At 65.9% G+C, this 14,907-nt stretch carries 17 protein-coding genes; 3 read left to right on the top strand and 14 right to left on the bottom strand.

What is annotated here, in order from left to right; all coding sequences use genetic code 11:
- Nucleotides 1-115: 115 nt before the first annotated feature.
- The 4 genes from I5M_RS01300 to I5M_RS01285 all read right to left on the bottom strand — a co-directional run bounded on the left by I5M_RS01300 (nucleotide 116) and on the right by I5M_RS01285 (nucleotide 3,443).
- Entirely contained in the window at nucleotides 116-496 is a 381-nt protein-coding gene (locus tag I5M_RS01300; protein ID WP_022719752.1) for a cupin domain-containing protein, read from the bottom strand.
- A 20-nt stretch (nucleotides 497-516) separates the two neighbouring features.
- Nucleotides 517-1,989, bottom strand: coding sequence for a 4-hydroxyphenylacetate 3-hydroxylase family protein (locus I5M_RS01295; RefSeq protein ID WP_022719751.1), 1,473 nt, complete (start codon nucleotides 1,987-1,989; stop codon nucleotides 517-519).
- Nucleotides 1,990-2,030: 41 nt separating this feature from the next.
- Nucleotides 2,031-2,453, bottom strand: a complete 423-nt coding sequence (locus tag I5M_RS28985) for a flavin reductase family protein (RefSeq protein ID WP_022719750.1) — start codon at nucleotides 2,451-2,453, stop codon at nucleotides 2,031-2,033.
- A gap of 429 nt (nucleotides 2,454-2,882) precedes the next feature.
- Complete coding sequence (locus tag I5M_RS01285) at nucleotides 2,883-3,443, bottom strand: MarR family winged helix-turn-helix transcriptional regulator (protein WP_022719749.1); 561 nt, start codon at nucleotides 3,441-3,443, stop codon at nucleotides 2,883-2,885.
- Nucleotides 3,444-3,635: 192 nt separating this feature from the next.
- Between I5M_RS01285 and I5M_RS01280 the strand changes: the two genes are divergently transcribed.
- The gene (locus I5M_RS01280; RefSeq protein WP_022719748.1) at nucleotides 3,636-4,823 is read left to right on the top strand and encodes an acyltransferase; all 1,188 of its coding nucleotides are present in this window, start codon (nucleotides 3,636-3,638) and stop codon (nucleotides 4,821-4,823) included.
- Between the two features lie 109 nt (nucleotides 4,824-4,932).
- Nucleotides 4,933-5,793: a DUF1499 domain-containing protein gene (locus I5M_RS01275; RefSeq protein WP_022719747.1), complete on the top strand. Its 861-nt coding sequence runs from the start codon at nucleotides 4,933-4,935 to the stop codon at nucleotides 5,791-5,793.
- A gap of 383 nt (nucleotides 5,794-6,176) precedes the next feature.
- Here I5M_RS01275 and I5M_RS01270 read toward each other — a convergent pair whose 3' ends face one another.
- The 7 genes from I5M_RS01270 to I5M_RS01240 all read right to left on the bottom strand — a co-directional run bounded on the left by I5M_RS01270 (nucleotide 6,177) and on the right by I5M_RS01240 (nucleotide 12,592).
- On the bottom strand, nucleotides 6,177-7,115 hold the full coding sequence (locus I5M_RS01270) for an MBL fold metallo-hydrolase (RefSeq protein ID WP_022719746.1): 939 nt from the start codon (nucleotides 7,113-7,115) through the stop codon (nucleotides 6,177-6,179).
- Nucleotides 7,116-7,302: 187 nt separating this feature from the next.
- Nucleotides 7,303-8,517, bottom strand: a complete 1,215-nt coding sequence (locus I5M_RS01265; RefSeq protein ID WP_022719745.1) for an acyl-CoA dehydrogenase — start codon at nucleotides 8,515-8,517, stop codon at nucleotides 7,303-7,305.
- A 60-nt stretch (nucleotides 8,518-8,577) separates the two neighbouring features.
- A complete protein-coding gene (gene ribB, locus I5M_RS01260) occupies nucleotides 8,578-9,657 on the bottom strand; it encodes a 3,4-dihydroxy-2-butanone-4-phosphate synthase (protein WP_022719744.1) in 1,080 nt (359 codons plus the stop codon).
- Nucleotides 9,658-9,929: 272 nt separating this feature from the next.
- Entirely contained in the window at nucleotides 9,930-10,928 is a 999-nt protein-coding gene (locus I5M_RS01255) for a tripartite tricarboxylate transporter substrate binding protein (RefSeq protein WP_022719743.1), read from the bottom strand.
- A gap of 259 nt (nucleotides 10,929-11,187) precedes the next feature.
- The gene (locus I5M_RS01250) at nucleotides 11,188-11,553 is read right to left on the bottom strand and encodes a carboxymuconolactone decarboxylase family protein (RefSeq protein ID WP_022719742.1); all 366 of its coding nucleotides are present in this window, start codon (nucleotides 11,551-11,553) and stop codon (nucleotides 11,188-11,190) included.
- A gap of 90 nt (nucleotides 11,554-11,643) precedes the next feature.
- A complete protein-coding gene (locus I5M_RS01245; RefSeq protein ID WP_022719741.1) occupies nucleotides 11,644-11,835 on the bottom strand; it encodes a DUF2892 domain-containing protein in 192 nt (63 codons plus the stop codon).
- Nucleotides 11,836-11,926: 91 nt separating this feature from the next.
- Nucleotides 11,927-12,592 carry a Crp/Fnr family transcriptional regulator gene (locus tag I5M_RS01240; protein WP_022719740.1) on the bottom strand — a complete coding sequence of 222 codons (666 nt, stop codon included), beginning with the start codon at nucleotides 12,590-12,592 and terminating at the stop codon, nucleotides 11,927-11,929.
- Nucleotides 12,593-12,765: 173 nt separating this feature from the next.
- Here I5M_RS01240 and I5M_RS33010 point away from each other — a divergent pair, with 173 nt between their 5' ends.
- The gene (locus I5M_RS33010; RefSeq protein WP_022719739.1) at nucleotides 12,766-12,906 is read left to right on the top strand and encodes a hypothetical protein; all 141 of its coding nucleotides are present in this window, start codon (nucleotides 12,766-12,768) and stop codon (nucleotides 12,904-12,906) included.
- 15 nt (nucleotides 12,907-12,921) lie between these two features.
- Here I5M_RS33010 and I5M_RS01230 read toward each other — a convergent pair whose 3' ends face one another.
- From I5M_RS01230 to I5M_RS01220, 3 genes are all read right to left on the bottom strand, one after another.
- Complete coding sequence (locus tag I5M_RS01230) at nucleotides 12,922-13,134, bottom strand: hypothetical protein (protein ID WP_022719738.1); 213 nt, start codon at nucleotides 13,132-13,134, stop codon at nucleotides 12,922-12,924.
- A gap of 139 nt (nucleotides 13,135-13,273) precedes the next feature.
- On the bottom strand, nucleotides 13,274-14,248 hold the full coding sequence (locus I5M_RS01225; RefSeq protein ID WP_022719737.1) for an ABC transporter ATP-binding protein: 975 nt from the start codon (nucleotides 14,246-14,248) through the stop codon (nucleotides 13,274-13,276).
- A partial coding sequence (locus tag I5M_RS01220) for an amidase (RefSeq protein ID WP_031334932.1) occupies nucleotides 14,245-14,907 on the bottom strand: 663 nt, incomplete at its 5' end. The genes I5M_RS01225 and I5M_RS01220, both read right to left, overlap by 4 nt.

The raw sequence follows: 14,907 nt of genomic DNA, 5'->3' as shown, positions 1-14,907 counted from the left end.
CAGCACGTAGATCGAGCCCAGCATCACGCCGTTGATGATTTGTTGCGCGATCATGCGCGATCTCCGCGGTGGGATGTGAGAACGAAGCTGGTGGAGGCGATCGACATCGAGAGCCTTAGGCCGGATCGAAATAATGCAGTTCGAACAACACGCAGCCGTTCTCGGATTTGAACGGACCGTGGAAGGCGCCGGGCGGCCGGCACGCATAGGTGAAAGGCTTGAAGCTCTCGCCGCCATTGCCCTGCTCGTCGTTGCCGACGGTGAGATCGCCCGATACCAGGAACACTTCTTCCCAGTACTCGTGGACGAACGGCTTGGTGGTGAACTCGCCGGGCTCGAAGCGCAGCAGGCGACTGCGCGAGCCGCGGCGGTTTTCCTCGTCGAGCGCGCCCGACAGGATCTTTTGCTGGATGCCCTTGGGATAGCCGGCGGGCACTTCCCAGCCGGTCGACATGTCGACCGCGCGGAATTCGTCGTGAATCTTGTTGATCGCCATTTCTTGTTTTCTCCTTGGGATCAGGCGGCCTGCGAGGTGTGAATCTCGTCGGCGAGGTCGTAGCTGGACAGCATGGCGTCGAGCAGCGCGCGCGAGGCCTCCCAGTCGTAGGTGCGGAACGAGTGGTTCTTGGTGACGAACGTCGCGCCGGCGTAGAACATCTCGTACTGCTGATGACGCGAAGCAAATTCCGAGCCGACCGCGTCCCAGGCCAACTTGTAGAACTTGACCTTGTCGAGCGCGCCGGCCGCCGGCGACTGCTGGGTCTTCTCGATCAAAGCGGCGACGTCCGGATTGGCGAGGTCCTGCACCGAGGACGGCAACATGATCATGCCGCCGCCGGCCAGCTCGCGCAGCGTGTTCAGCACTTTGGCGTAGAGCTGCTGGGTCAGGGTCTGGGCGGCGTACAGCGTGTGGCGATCCGGCACGTAGTATTTGCCGTAGTGCGTGCCCTTGATTTCCATCGCCGCGACGAAGGCGTCGACCATTCCGCCCTCGGCGGCGAGCTGGCCGAGCATCTCGCGGACTTGCGGGAAGCCGAGGATGCCGTTGGTCTCGGCGATCCGCCGCGCCACGCCGATCAGGAAGCGCAACTTGACCGAGAGCCGGACCATCGCCTGATAGTTCTGGTAGACGTGCGCCGGCGTCGCGTGGAACTGCTTCTGGCACATCTCGATGTTCTTGTTGATGAACACCCGATCCCACGGCACCTTGACGTCGTCGAAATACAAAACCGCATCGTTCTCGTCGAAGCGGCTCGACAGCGGATAGTCGAACACATTCGGCGCCGACGCCTCGTAGGACTTGCGCGACAGGATCTGCAGCCCCTTGGTGTTCATCGGGATGGCAAAGGACAACGCGTAAATGTCGTCGCCCGGCTGCAGCGGCTGGATGCAGGTGACGAACACTTCGTCCGCCATGATGCCGCCGGTCGCCAGCATCTTGGCGCCGCGCACCGTGATGCCCTCGGCATCCTGATCGACCACGCCGGTGGTCAGGAAGGCGTCCTTCTGCTGGGCGGCGCTCTTGGAGCGATCGGCCTGCGGATTGATGATCACGTAAGTCAGATACAGATCGCGGTCGCGCGCATAGGCGTAGTAATCGGCCAGCGCCTTGGCGCGGTCCTTGTCGTAGGCCTCGAACTGATCGAGCCCCATATACATGCCGGCGATGCAGGACGCGACGTGATCGGGCGCGCGGCCGAGGAAGCCGCCGTGCAGCCCGCCCCAGGCCTCCAGCGCGGTGCGGCGCTGGCGCAACTCATCAAAGCTTTCCGGCAATTGCCAGATGCGGTTGGCACGGCCGCCGCTCGGCGTCGCGAACGTCATCAGCTCGCGGTTGGCTGGATCGGAGGCGAAGTCGAACAGCTTGCCGACCGACTGGATGGCGCGGCGAAAAGCCGGATGCCGCGTCGTGTCCTCGACCTTGCGGCCGTCGATGATCACATTGCGACCGTCGCGCAGACCGGCGATGTGTTGTTGTCCTGTTTTCATCAGCGTTGTTTCCTCTGATTGGCCTGGCCGGTCGGTATCGCTCAGTAGTGAATCGGCAGCGGCCACATCGGCTCGCTGGCGGCCTCGCGGCGCAGGCTTTGATACTTTCCGCGGAAGAACAGCAGCGGCCCGTCGTCGTCTCGCGCGCTGAAGCGCACGACGCGGCCGACGAAAATGACGTGGTCACCACCGTCGTATTGGGCGTATGGCGCGCATTCGAAATGCGCCAAGGCACCAGCCAGCAGCGGCGCTTCGGCGTGGCCGATCGAGTGCGCCACGTCGGCCCATTTGTCGGTCGAGGCCTTGGCGAACTGATTGGAGAGCTGCTCCTGGCCGCGGCTCAGGATATTGACCGCGTAACCTTCGGCCGCCTGCATCGCCGGCAGGCTGAGCGCGCGGCGATCGACGCTGAACAGCACCAGTGGCGGATCGAGCGACACCGAGTTGAACGAACTCATCGTCATGCCGATCGGCGCGCCGGCCTCTCCGCGGGGCGGTGATCACGGCAACGCCGGTCGCGAATTGCGACAGTGCCGACCGAAATTCCCGGTGCCCTTGCGTCACGCCGCTCATGCCGTTTCGAACCGCTCCAACTAGCTTTGATCCAAAGCTATTAGACAAAGGTAGTCAAGCGCGATTGCGAGGCGTTCGCTGAGAAAAGATGCGGCAATGCAGCACGGAAATTGGGCAAATGCCTGCTGCCGTGCGCGAGTGCACGCGGCCGAGCGATCAATTCAGAACGGCTTTAACGCCAGCCACACGAACCATCCGCCGTCATGGCCGGGCTTGTCCCGGCCATCCACGTCCTTTTCGCGGCAACTCAGCAAGTTCGTGGATGGCCGGGACAAGCCCGGCCATGACGTGTGGAGAAATTGTGCCGCGTAAAGAAGTAGTCAGCGTCGCCGAGCGGCCTTGCGGGCGGGCTCGGCGGCGCGCGGTGCTGCGGGCGCGGAGAGAAACCCCATCAGCGACACCGCTTTGTCGCCGCAGGCGACGAGGCGCGCCATCATCGAGGCAAGCTGACGAAATTCGGATGCGCTGAGACAATCGAACAGCGCATCATTGACCGGCGCCTGGACCTCGACGAGCTGCGCCAGCAGTTTCTCGGCCTTCGGCGTCACCGTCAGCAAGACGCGGCGGCGATCTTCCTGATTGGCGCGCTTGTGCAACAGGCCGGCCTTGACCAGCTTCGACACCTCGATGGTGACGAAGGCGCCTGACAGATGCAGATGCTCGGCAATGCGGCTGACGCCGACGCCCTCGCTGCCCTGCAGATGCGCCACCGAAATCAGCGTGGTATAGGCGATGCCTGAAATTCCGAGCCGATCGCCGAAGCCGGCGCGGCACTGATCGACCCGCGCGCTGAAGGCGAGAAAATCGTGGATGAAGGTCCGGAACATCTGATCGTCGCCGCCGGGCATCAGTTCGCTTTTGGTGACAGTGGGACGGCGCAAAGGGTTCGGCTCTCGCTTGATCTATCGTCCGCTTCGCCGGACGCTGATGTAGTTGTGGTCCAGGATGGCGGGTTTGTACAGATACCTATCCGCGCCGCAGAACTGCATGGCCGCGACCGTTCATCGTCACCTCCCCGTCGGCGCATCGACCTGCTATAGCGTTCGCAACACAGAGCGCCCCGGAGGACGACGATGCAGATCGAGGCGACGGCGATCCCGGCCCAATCTGCAGAACCGGTTGCGCAGCCGGCAACCACGACGCGCAATGGGGGCATCGACGCGCTGCGGGCGGTGATGACGCTGCTGGTGCTGTTTCATCACACGGCGATCACCTACGGGGCCTCGGGCGGGTGGTTCTATCACGAACTGCCGGCGGGCAGTTCGCCGAGCGCCAGGCTGCTGACCTTGTTCGTCGCTACCAACCAGGCCTACTTCATGGGCCTGTTCTTTTTGCTGGCGGGTTACTTCACGCCCGGCGCCATCCGCGCCAAAGGCCCCCTGCTTTACATCCGCGATCGCGCCCTCCGGCTGGGATTGCCGCTGCTGGCGTTCGGCCTCGTGCTCGGGCCGTTCACAGAGGCGATGGCGCTCGCTGTGCAAGGCCGGCCGTTCACGCCGACGCTGCTGGCGATCTGGCATCGCGGTTATTTCATCGAGGGGCCACTATGGTTCGCCGAAGCGCTGCTGATCTTCGGAGTAGCGGCGCTCGTGTGGTTCGTTGTGTCCGATCGATTGTCGCCGGCTGCGGCGGGTAACCGGCGCGAGGCGCCCTTCCCCTCCAATGCAACGATTGCCGCTGCCGCTCTGCTGACAGCCGCGGCGGCGTTCGTGGTCCGCTTTTGGTGGCCGGTGGGCGCGAGCTGGCATGGGCTGCAGTTCGGCTACTTCCCCGGCTATGTCGTGCTGTTCGTGGCCGGCTGCGCCGCCGCCGCGCCGCGCTGGCTCGAACGCGTGCCGCCGCACACGGCACGGCTGTGGCTGATCATCGCGCTGACCTGCTACTGGGTGCTGCCTGCCGTATCGCTGCTGGCGCCCGCCGTTCCGGCACTGCGCGGCACCTCGGATGGCGGCTGGACATGGCCGGCGCTGATCTATGCGGCCTGGGAGCCGGCGGTGGCGTGCGGCCTGATCCTGGCGCTGCTCGTTGCGTTCCAGCGCCGCTTCACGCAGCTCACACCGGTCTGGCGGCGGCTGTCGGAGCGGGCCTATGCGATCTACATCATCCACCCGCCGGTGTTGGTCGCGCTGGCGCTCGCCTGGCGCAGCGTCGCGGCGCCGGCGGTGGTGAAATTCGCCGTCACCGGCGCGGCGACTTGCCTGGCTTGCTATCTGCTGGCCGGGCTGCTGCTGCGGGTCCCGGGGGCGCGGCGCGTTCTTTGAGCGGTCGCGGCCGAGGCGACGCCGCATCTTGAAATATGCCGCGGTCCGTGGTCTCACACCTCGTGTCCTGCAGCGCGGCGGCGCGGCTTCAACCGGCAGATCCAGCACGATGGCGCGTCGATTTTCCGCTCCCTATCAGATGGAGCCCGTCTCGCGCCTCGCCTCCTGGGCCCGCGCGATGGCGATCTTCTCGGCCGTGGCCAGCCTGGTGTCGCTGGCGGTGATGCGATTCGGCTTCCTCGAGGTCCGGCCGGCGATGGCGACGCTGGTCGCTTCGCTCGGCTGCGCCGTGCTGTCGATCCTGCTGGCGCTCGCCGGCTTTGCGGCGATCTGGCAGAACGGCTCGCGCGGCATGGCGCGCATCCTGCTGGCACTGCTGATCGACGCGCTGATCCTCGCCTACCCGGCCTATGCGGCCTGGCAATATCGCACCCTGCCGGCGATCTACGACATCACCACCGACGCGATCGACCCGCCGAAATTCGAGACCCTGGCAAGGCTGCGCGGCGCCGACGGCGCCAACCCCGCGGTCTATGCCGGCCTGTATTCGGCCGAACGCCAGCGTACCGCCTATCCGAACATCGACACCATCCAGCTCGACGTGTCGGCGCCACGCGCCTACGACCTCGCGCTGCATCTGATCAACCGCCGCAAATGGCGCGTGGTCGACGAGCGGCCGCCGCAGCCGCCGAAGCGCGAAGGCCATATCGAGGCGGTGGCGCGGACGCTGGTGCTCGGCCTGCCCGAGGACGTCACCGTCCGCGTGCTGCCCGACGGCGACGGCAGCCGCGTCGATATCCGTTCGGCCTCGCGCTATTTCGAAGGCGACCTCGGCAGCAACGCCGCCCGTATCGCCAAATTCACCGACGACCTCAATGACGCAGCCGAAAACGCCCCCGCCCCCAAGCCCGAGGCGCCGGCCAAGGCACCAGCGAAGGGCAAGGCGGCGGCGAAGAAGAAGGGCGAGTAGTGTAGACTCGCCGCTCGGCACAGACATCGCCCCATGCAGGGCGCGCCCCCTCTCCCGCTTGCGGGAGAGGGTTGGGGTGAGGGCGACGCGAGCACGGACTCAGCAAGCGTGGAGCGGAGTGCCCTCACCCGTCCCGGCTTCGCTGCGCTACGCCAGGCCGACCTCTCCCGCAGGCGGGAGAGGTTACGCTGGGCCGGCGGCGCTGCTGTACGAAACTAACCAGCGAGCAATTAGCTCGTAGCGCGTAGGATGGGTTGAGCGCAGCGAAACCCATCACACTATGACTGACCTCGTCATTGCGAGCGCAGCGAAGCAATCCAGCTCCGTGCACCGGACTGGATTGCTTCGTCGCTTCGCTCCTCGCAATGACGAGTCTTGAGAGCTTACTTCGCCAGCCTGTATCGGCCGCTGATCGACGGGTCGCCGTCCGTCGTCACGACGCCGCGGACCACCAGGTCCTCCAGATGCGCCAGGACCGAGTAGCCGGCCGCCGTCGTCAGCCGTGGGTCGATGCCGATGTAGATGGCGCGGACCATGGTGGGGATGTCGGTCTCGCCTTTGGCGAGACGGTGCAGGATCGACGCTTCGCGGGCCTCGCGATGGCGCTTGAGGAAGCGCGAGTAGCGAGGGCCTTCGAGGATCTCGGCGCCGTGTCCGGATAGATAGAGCTGCTCATCGCGGGCGATCAGCCGATCGAGCGAATTCATGTAGTCGACCATCGACCCGTCCGGCGGCGCGACGATCGAAGTCGACCAGCCCATGACGTGATCGCCGACGAAGATCGCGTCGCGGTCCTTCCAGGCGAACGCCATGTGATTGGCGCAGTGACCGGGCGTCGCCACCGCCTCGAGCCGCCAGCCGTCTCCCTCGATCATTTCGCCGTCGCGGAGCTGCACGTCCGGGCGAAACGCGCGGTCGGCGCCAGACTCGGTCGAGACCTTCTCGCTCTCGAAATACGGCCGCGAGGCGCGGTGCGGGCCTTCGGCATAGACGGTGGCGCCGGTGGCCTGCTTAATACGCGGCACGCCGGGCGAATGGTCTTTGTGCGTGTGGGTGACGAGGATGTGCGTCACCGTCTCGCCCTTCACCGCATCGAGCAGCGTCTGGGCGTGGGCTTCGTCGACGGGGCCGGGATCGATGATCGCGACCTTGCCGGTGCCGACGATGTAGCTGACGGTGCCGGTGAAGGTGAACGGCGAGGCATTCCCGCAGAGCACGCGGCGCAGGCCAGGACGCACCTGTTCGACGACGCCGGGCTTTAGCGGAAAATCGCGATTGAACGGGACGTCATCGGCGGGTGCGCTGTCCTTGGCGTCGCTCATGCGTTTCCGATCTTGTTGTTGTTAGTTGTGAGATCGGGGCGCAGAGGCGCCCCGATCCATGAGCCGTCATCCTGAGGTGCTCGCCCGCCAGGGCGAGCCTCGAAGGATGCGGACACTAGTGCCTGCGGCCCATCCTTCGAGGCCGCCGCTGCGCGGCGGCACCTCAGGATGACGCTGCATGTGTGACTTACCCGAACGCCTGAATACCCGTGATCGCACGGCCGAGGATCAGCGCATGCACGTCGTGGGTGCCTTCGTAGGTGTTCACCGTCTCGAGGTTCTGGGCGTGGCGCATCACGTGGTACTCGATCTGAATGCCGTTGCCGCCGTGCATGTCGCGGGCCATGCGGGCGATGTCGAGGGCCTTGCCGCAGTTGTTGCGCTTGACGATGGAGATCATCTCCGGCGCCATCTTGCCTTCGTCCATCAGACGGCCGACGCGCAAGCTGGCCTGCAGGCCGAGCGCGATCTCGGTCTCCATGTCGGCAAGCTTCTTCTGCACCAGCTGGGTGGCGGCGAGCGGACGGTTGAACTGCTTGCGGTCGAGCGTGTACTGCCGGGCGCGGTGCATGCAGTCCTCGGCGGCACCCATCGCGCCCCAGGAAATGCCGTAGCGGGCGCGGTTGAGGCAGCCGAACGGCCCCTTGAGGCCGGAGACGTTGGGCAGCAGGTTTTCTTCCGGCACCACGACGCCGTCCATCACGATCTCGCCGGTGATCGAGGCGCGCAAGCTGAGCTTGCCGCCGATCTTCGGGGCCGACAGGCCCTTCATGCCCTTCTCGAGAATGAAACCGCGGATCTGATTGTCGTGCGCGGCCGACTTGGCCCAGACCACGAACACGTCGGCGATCGGCGCGTTGGAGATCCACATCTTCGAGCCGGACAGGCGATAACCGTCCGAGACCTTCTCGGCCTTAGTCTTCATGCCGCCCGGATCGGAGCCGGCGTCCGGCTCGGTGAGGCCGAAGCAGCCGACCCACTCGCCCGAGGCCAGCTTGGGCAGATACTTCTTGCGCTGGGTCTCGTCGCCGTAAGCGTAGATCGGATACATCACCAGCGACGACTGCACCGAGTTCATCGAGCGATAGCCGCTGTCGACGCGCTCGATCTCGCGTGCCACCAGGCCGTAAGCCACGTAGCTGGCATTGGCGCAGCCGTAGTCTTCCGGCAGCGTGATGCCGATCAGGCCGAGCGAGCCCATCTCGTTGAAGATCTCGCGATCGGTCTTCTCTTCGAGATACGCCTGGCTGACGCGCGGCAGCAGCTTGTCCTGCGCGTAAGCCCGCGCCGTATCGCGGATCATGCGCTCGTCTTCGGTGAGCTGATCTTCCAGCAACAAGGGATCGTCCCATTTGAAGACGGCCGGCGACGGCTTGTCCTTGGTTTGCGCACGCACGCTCATCGATGATCCTTTCAAGACGTTGCCGCGCAGAGCGACGAAGGAGGGAGGGTAAGACCTGGTTCAGGAGCCTTCAAGGTGCTCGTTGCCGACGATCTCGATGCCGAAACCGGACAGGCCCTTGTAGTCGAGCTGCGAGGAGGTGAGATGGCGGATCGAGGAGACGCCGAGATCGCGCAGGATTTGAGCGCCGACGCCGATCTCGCGCCATTGCCGGTGCCGATCGGCCTCGGCGGTCTTCTGCTCGTCGATCGGCGCCACAGGCACGCCGGCCGCGCCGTCGCGCAGATAGATCAGCACGCCGGAACCGTTGCGCTTGAAGTGCTGCAGCACCGAATCCATACGCCGCGGTCCGGTGAACATGTCTTTAACGATATTCGGCTTGTGGAACCGCGTCAGCACATTCTTGCCGTCACCAATGCCGTTGTAGACGCAGGCGACGTGGGCGATCTCGTCGAACGGCGAGCGATAGGCGTAGCCCTGCATCGGACCGATCGGGCTTTCCATCGGAAACATGGCGACGCGCTCGATCAGCTTCTCGCGCGCCTGACGATGCGCGATCATGTCGGCGATGGTGACGATCTTGAGGTTGTGCTTGCGCGCAAACTCCGTCACCTGCGCGCCCTTGGTGACAGTGCCGTCGTCGTTCATCAGTTCGCTGATGACGCCGACCGGCGGCAGGCCGGCGAGCTTGCACAGATCGACCGCAGCCTCGGTGTGACCGGAGCGCAGCAGCACGCCGCCCTCGCGCGCGATCAGCGGAAAGATATGGCCCGGCCGGGCGAAATCGGCGGCGCCGACATTGGGATTGGCCAGCGCGCGGCAGCACGAGGCGCGCTCTTCGGCCGAGATGCCCGTGCCGTTGTCGGGCTTGTAGTCGATCGAAACGGTGAAGGCGGTGGTGTGATTGCTGTCGTTCATCGCCACCATCGGATCGAGCCGCAGCCGCCGTGCGTCCGCAAGCGTGATCGGCGCGCAGACGATGCCGGAGGTGTGGCGGATGATGAACGCCATTTTCTCCGCCGTGCAGAACGAGGCTGCTACGACGAGATCGCCCTCGCCCTCGCGATCGTCGTCGTCGGTGACGACGACGATTTCGCCGGCGGCGAAAGCTTGCAGAACGTCCTGGATCGAATGCGCCATTGATCGGGTCTCACGGATACGGGCCGATCATATGACGCAGCCCGCGAGGCGGTGCAAGCCGGGCCGGAACAGAGGGCCATGCGGTCCGCTGTGCGAAATGGGACTGCCTCTATCGCTGCGGAACGGTCCGGGTGGGGCGGCACGCCGCCGTCATTGCGAGCGAAGCGAAGCAATCCAGCTCGGTGCACCAAGCTGGATTGCTTCGTCGCTTCGCTCCTCGCAATGACGGAAAATAGGCCTTCTGGGTCCCCTCACCGCCGGGGCCTATCGTACTACTCGCTCTTGATCCCCGCCGAGGCGATGACTTCGCCCCACTTCTTGTTTTCGCTTCGGATGAAGTCGCCGAACTCCGCCGCTGTCGTCGGCGACGGGGCGGCGCCGAGCACGCGGATTTTCTCGACCGCTGCGGGATCGCGCAGCGCCTTGACGAAGGCGGCGTTGAGCTTGGCAATGATATCGGGCGGCGTCGCGGCCGGCGCCACCAGGCCGAACCAGCCGACGGAATCGAAGTCCTTGAGGCCCTGCTCGGCCAGCGTCGACACATTGGGCAGAAAATCGACGCGCTGCGCCGCGCTGACGCCGAGTGGCACAAGGCGCCCGTCACGGATCAATTCCTGCGAGGCGGGAATATCCAAAACCGCAAGCGGAATGTGCCCGGCGACGGCGTCGGTTGCAGCCGGCGCCGTGCCGCGATAGGCGATGAGCTGCAGATCGATGCCGGCCTTCTGCTCGAGCAGCGCCGCGGTCAAATGCATCGCCGTGCCGTTGCCACCATGGCCCAGCGCCAGCGCGCCCGGCTTGGCCTTGGCGGCGGCGATCATCTCGGTCAGCGTCGGCAGCTTTGCCTGCGGCGAAGCCACCACCACGAACGGAATCTTCGCCAGCAGCGTGACCGGCGCCAGATCCTTGAGCGGATCGAAATTCATCGCCGACGGATTGAGATGCGGATTGACGGTGAGCACGCCGGCAGCGGCAACACCGAGCGTGTAGCCGTCGGGCTGCGACTGCACCACCGCGCCGATGCCGATATTGCCGCCGGCGCCGCCGCGATTTTCGATCACCAGCGGCTGGCCGAGCTCCTCGGCGAGCTTCGGCTGCAGCGCGCGGATCAGAATATCGGTGCTGCCGCCGGGCGGAAACGTCACGATGATCTTGATCGGCTTGTCCGGGTAGGCTTGAGCAGCGGCGGGCAGCAGCAGCGTGGCGATCAGCAGCGCCGGCAGCGCAAATAAGTTTAGGCCGCGCGGAGCGCGGCGCCAAGACCGAAGCATCGATGTCCTCCCCGGAAGATTTTGTTCATTATGTCCGGGGACACTCCTGCGATACCGCCGCGGAAGTCAAGTGGCCGTGAGGTCGCGACGGGCGCGACGGGCGCGACGGGCGCGAGCTAACGTAAGAGCCAAACAGAAAGACCCTCGTCATGCCCGCGCTTGTCGCGGGCATCCACGTCTTACGGCGGGAGCGGCGTTGAAAGACGTGGATGGCCGGGACGAGCCCGGCCATGACGGTGGAGAGGTCGGAACTAAGCGGCTACACCGCCGCAGCAGCAGCCTTCTTTTTGGCGAACTGATCGTAGGCCTCGACGGCTTGCGCCGCGTACATCACGCTGGGGCCGGCGCCCATGTAGATCGCCATGCCCATCGTCTCCATGATCTCGTCGCGCGTTGCGCCCTGCTTCACTGCCGCCTCGGCGTGGAAGCCGATGCAGCCGTCGCAGCGGGTGGCGACCGAGATGGCGAGCGCGATCAGCTCCTTGGTCTTGGTGTCGAGCGCGTTGGCTTTCAGCGCCGCCTGGGCGATCGCCGAAAAGCCCTTCATCACGTCGGGAGCGCCGGTGCGCACTTCGCGCAGCGCCACCGACAGCTCGCCCGTCATGTCGATCCAGTTCTTGTGCATGGGTCACCTAAAAAGAAAGAGAGCCTCCCGGGCGCGGTTGGGGGCCGCTCCCGGGAGTTCCGCAAGGCGTGAGACGATTCGGCTCGCGCCTCAACCCTGTTTGACCGGGCAGGTACGGATACCGAACAGCGTGTAGGCCGGGCAGAAGCCGACCGCGGCGGTGAGCAGCGGCACGACGCCGATCCAGGCCCAGATCGGGCCGCCGGTCAGCGCCCAATAGATCAGGCCGATGCCGACAATGGCGCGCAGCAGACGATCGATCATTCCAACATTGGCGGACATTGTGTTTTCCCCTCGCTTGGTTGAGTGACGCTGCTGATCTAAGGCGGGAGGCGCCAAGCGGTCTGTGACGAAGTCACCCCGCTTGGAAAAATCAGCGACCGGCAGCCTCGCGCAGCGGAGCCTCGCGGCGCAGTTCGACCCGGCCGCGGCCGAGGCTGACCCAGCCGCGGCGCTCGAAGGTCTTGAGGTGGCGGCTGACGACCTCGCGGGCGCTGCCGATCTCGGCGGCGAGCTGCTGATGGGTGATCGAGACTTCGCGATCCTGGCCGGCCAGCGTCAGCAGCCGCGCCGCCAGCCGCTGCTCGATCGACGCGAACGCGACGTTCTGGATCACCGTCATCAGATCGGCCATCCGCGCCGCCTGGGCGCCGAACACGAAGCTGCGGAACGCGGCCGAGCGCGCCATCAGATCATTGAAGGTCGAAGCCGGCAGCGCCATCGCCTGCACCGCCGTTTCGGTGACCGCAAAGGCGCTGTAGGTGTCGGAGGCGAGCAGCGCCAGCGTGGTCAGGATGCAGATGCTGCCGGGGCCGAGGCGATACAGCACGATCTCGTTGCCGTCGGCATCGAGCTGATACACCCGGACCGCGCCGCTGATCACCAGGATGAATGCGTTGCACGGCTCACCCGGTGCGTACACGGTGGTGCCGGCAGGCGCGTTCATCGCCATCGCGCCGGAGGCGAGCGGCGCGCGCTCGGGCTCGGGCATGCCGGCCAGCGCCGGAAAGCGTTGCAACCAGTCGAGGGACGGGGTCATGGCGGCAGCCAACCTCACCAATGTCGGGCTGCCAAGTTATCGACCGCCACATTCGCCGCCTATTGATCCCGGTCAACCCTGTGGCACAGGGTCGGCCCAATGGCTGGACAGTGGCGCGGCGCCGTGACACTGGACGAAGGGGTGACCGAACGCGAACCGACGGAGAGAAAGACGTGGCCGGACGAGTCGAGCAATCGCTGCGCCGCTGGCTGGACGGCCACGGGCTCGGCGCGATCATCGCCGTCGTGCTGGCAGTGATCGTCGTGTTGGCGCTGATCCTGGTCGTCGGCGGCTACTGGCTGGTGACGCCGTAGCCGCCGACATTCCGATTAGTTGCGGACGGTCGACGGTCCCGAAATCAGATCGCCTTCGCGATGATAACGAGCCCGGAGCCGCGGTGCGATCATCCAGGCGATCGGCGCCGCAAGGATGAAGCTGGCCGCCACGATCATCGGAATATAATCGAACGCCGCATCGGCGAGCGACGGGACGGTCAGGATGGTCACGAGGCCGACGCCGAAGATGACGGCATTGATCATCATGTACCCAAAGCCGCGAGACGGAAACGACCGACATGGTGAAACTCTTTAGCTTGTCGGGGCCATGCACGACACACAAGGAGGGTTCCGCACCGCACATGCGCGCTGACGCCGCGCCCCCCGGGGAACTTTGGCGAAACTGTTAGAGCGCTGCTGCGGGCTGGGCGAGCACGCAACGCGCGGTGCGGCCGGGGCCGATCACCACATCGGGCGGCAGGCCGGCGGTGCAGACCGGCTGGGCATGGGCGCAGCGCGGCGCGAACGAGCAGGTGGTGGGCGACTTGTCGAGCGACGGCGGCGCGCCCGGAATGGTTTCCAGCCGCGCCCCACGCTTGGCACCATGCACAGTCGAGGCCAGCAGGCCCTGCGCGTAAGGGTGCCGTGGATCGCGGACGATGTCGCGCAGCGTGCCCTGCTCGATGATCTGGCCGGCATACATCACGGCGACGCGGTCGCAGATCTCGATGGCCACGCCGATGTCGTGGGTCACAAAGATCACCGACATGCCGAACTCGCGCTGCAATTCGCGCAGCAGCAGCAAAATCTGAATCTGCACGGTGGCGTCGAGCGCAGTCGTCGGCTCGTCGGCGAGCAGGATCTTGGGCCGGCACGCCAGCGCCAGCGCAATCATCGCGCGCTGCCGCATGCCGCCGCTCATCTCGTGCGGATAGGCCTCGAGCCGGCGCTTGGCCGAGGGGATGCGCACCACCTCGAGCATCTCCAGCGCGCGCGCCATCGCGTCGCGCTGACTCTTGCCCTCGTGGCGCACCACCGTCTCGGCGATCTGCTGGCCGATGGTGTAGACCGGATCGAGCGCCAGCGCCGGCTCCTGGAAGATCATCGACACGGTCTGGCCGCGGAACGTCGACAGCGCTTCGTCGTCGAGCGCCAGCACATCCTGGCCGGCGACGCGGACGCTGCCGCTGATCTGCGCGCGCTTCTTCGGCAAGAGGCGCATCAGCGCGCGGAGCGTCACGCTCTTGCCCGAGCCGGACTCACCGAGCAGGCCCAGCACTTCGCCTTCGCCCAGCGACAGGCTGAGATCGTTGATGGCGTGCACCGTGCGCTCGCCGGTGAAGCGGACGTTGAGGTTCTGAATGTCGACGAGCTTGCTCATGACAGCGGCGGCACCTTGGCGTGATAATCGGTCGCGCGCTGGAACGCCGCGCCGATGCGCAGCAGTGGCGCTTCCTCGAAGGCGCGGCCGACGATCTGCAAGCCGATCGGTAGGCTCCGCGCGCTGAAGCCGCAGGGGACCGCCAGCGCCGGCAGGCCCAGATAGTTGATCGGCCGCGTGAAGCGCGTCAGCCGCTGGATGGTGGCTTCGGCATTCAGGCTGTTGCCGACGTCGCTCTCGGCGATGGTCGGCGCCGGCACCGGCGAAACCGGCGCCAGCACGGCGTCGAGCCCGGCGGTGGCTTCGTTGAAGGCCGCGAGCGCCGGACCGCGCCAGCGCAGCGCTTCGAGATAAGTAATCGCCGGGATCGCCAGGCCGTTCTGTAGCCGCATCAGCACCTGCGGGCCGTAATCCTGCGGGCGCTCTTTCATCCAGGCGAAGTGAAAGCCGGCGGCTTCGACCGCGAGCACGATCTGGCTGGCCGCGGTGAGCTGGCGCTGATCGGGCAGCTCGACCTTCACGACTTCGGCGCCCTCGCGCTTCAGCGTGGCGATGGTGTCGTCGAGCACGCGGGCGACGTCGGCATCGAGATCGTCGACATAGAATGCGCTCGGCACGCCGATGCGCATGCCGCGCAGCGGCTGCTTGGTCGCCGCCAA

The sequence above is a fragment of the Rhodopseudomonas sp. B29 genome, from assembly GCF_000333455.1.
Taxonomy (GTDB): Bacteria; Pseudomonadota; Alphaproteobacteria; order Rhizobiales; family Xanthobacteraceae; genus Rhodopseudomonas.
This window is presented reverse-complemented; position numbering and strand designations above follow the sequence as displayed.

What these genes read in the sequence shown, in the direction of transcription:
- I5M_RS01270 (WP_022719746.1), bottom strand. Translation starts at nt 7,115, where the DNA reads ATGAGCGACGCCAAGGACAGCGCACCCGCCGATGACGTCCCGTTCAAT.
- I5M_RS01255 (WP_022719743.1), bottom strand. Translation starts at nt 10,928, where the DNA reads ATGCTTCGGTCTTGGCGCCGCGCTCCGCGCGGCCTAAACTTATTTGCG.
- I5M_RS01275 (WP_022719747.1), top strand. Translation starts at nt 4,933, where the DNA reads ATGGCGCGTCGATTTTCCGCTCCCTATCAGATGGAGCCCGTCTCGCGC.
- I5M_RS01300 (WP_022719752.1), bottom strand. Translation starts at nt 496, where the DNA reads ATGGCGATCAACAAGATTCACGACGAATTCCGCGCGGTCGACATGTCG.
- I5M_RS01280 (WP_022719748.1), top strand. Translation starts at nt 3,636, where the DNA reads ATGCAGATCGAGGCGACGGCGATCCCGGCCCAATCTGCAGAACCGGTT.
- I5M_RS01240 (WP_022719740.1), bottom strand. Translation starts at nt 12,592, where the DNA reads ATGACCCCGTCCCTCGACTGGTTGCAACGCTTTCCGGCGCTGGCCGGC.
- I5M_RS01250 (WP_022719742.1), bottom strand. Translation starts at nt 11,553, where the DNA reads ATGCACAAGAACTGGATCGACATGACGGGCGAGCTGTCGGTGGCGCTG.
- I5M_RS01245 (WP_022719741.1), bottom strand. Translation starts at nt 11,835, where the DNA reads ATGTCCGCCAATGTTGGAATGATCGATCGTCTGCTGCGCGCCATTGTC.
- I5M_RS01265 (WP_022719745.1), bottom strand. Translation starts at nt 8,517, where the DNA reads ATGAGCGTGCGTGCGCAAACCAAGGACAAGCCGTCGCCGGCCGTCTTC.
- I5M_RS01230 (WP_022719738.1), bottom strand. Translation starts at nt 13,134, where the DNA reads ATGATGATCAATGCCGTCATCTTCGGCGTCGGCCTCGTGACCATCCTG.
- ribB (WP_022719744.1), bottom strand. Translation starts at nt 9,657, where the DNA reads ATGGCGCATTCGATCCAGGACGTTCTGCAAGCTTTCGCCGCCGGCGAA.
- I5M_RS01295 (WP_022719751.1), bottom strand. Translation starts at nt 1,989, where the DNA reads ATGAAAACAGGACAACAACACATCGCCGGTCTGCGCGACGGTCGCAAT.
- I5M_RS01225 (WP_022719737.1), bottom strand. Translation starts at nt 14,248, where the DNA reads ATGAGCAAGCTCGTCGACATTCAGAACCTCAACGTCCGCTTCACCGGC.
- I5M_RS28985 (WP_022719750.1), bottom strand. Translation starts at nt 2,453, where the DNA reads ATGACGATGAGTTCGTTCAACTCGGTGTCGCTCGATCCGCCACTGGTG.